Source organism: Streptomyces sp. CLV115 (genome assembly GCF_038448545.1).
GTDB classification, from domain to species: Bacteria; Actinomycetota; Actinomycetes; order Streptomycetales; family Streptomycetaceae; genus Streptomyces; species Streptomyces sanglieri.
Genome location: NZ_JBCEWQ010000361.1, coordinates 1 through 713 on the forward strand (window position 1 = coordinate 1; position 713 = coordinate 713).

At 71.8% G+C, this 713-nt stretch carries 1 pseudogene; it reads left to right on the top strand.

Annotation, left to right across the window (positions count from 1 at the left end):
* Positions 1-173 precede the first annotated feature (173 nt).
* Positions 174-713: pseudogene (locus AADR41_RS42140) on the top strand (hypothetical protein); the annotation flags it as partial.

Genomic DNA, 713 nt, shown 5'->3' on the forward strand with positions numbered 1-713 from the left:
GCCCCCCACTCCACGCCCGTCACTCACACGGGTGAGCTTCCCCAACTCGGCTGGAAGTGAGGCCGGTTGTCCGGCATATGCTCGCCACACAACCCCAGACGCGCGACGGCCCTCGCCAGGACGGCAATCCTGAAACGAGGGCCTGACCAACAAGGAAGAAGCACTGCTTCCTGATGGATACCCCGCAGATTAGCGCGCCCTCGCGCGCCCCGTCATCCGGTGTCGTACATATCGACACCCGGCACACCGGCCGCTTCACGGTCGTGGGCAACCACCTCACCCAGCACCGCGAGCTGTCCCTCGTCGCGATCGGACTCGCCGCCCACATCCAGTCGCTGCCCGACGGCGCCAGGATCGGCATCAAGCCCCTCGCCGACCGCTTCCCGGAGAGCGAGGCCCGGATCGCCGCCGCCCTGCGCGAACTGGAGGCCCACGGTTACCTGAAGCGCACCCGGGAGCGACTGCCCAGCGGCAGGGTCGTCACCCGCACGGTCTCGTACAACCAGCCCCTCACCGTTACGAGGGCCGCCGCAGCGCCGCAGGCGCAGACGCAGCCGCAGACCCGGCCGACGCCGGAGTCCGGGCCGCGACCAAGGCCCGTCCGCCCGGTCCCCGCGCCCCAGCCGGAAACGGTCACGCCCGCCCCCGAGCCCTCGGCTCCCACGCCCGCTCCCGCGCCGAACCCGCCCAGGACGCCGAAGGCGGACGAACCC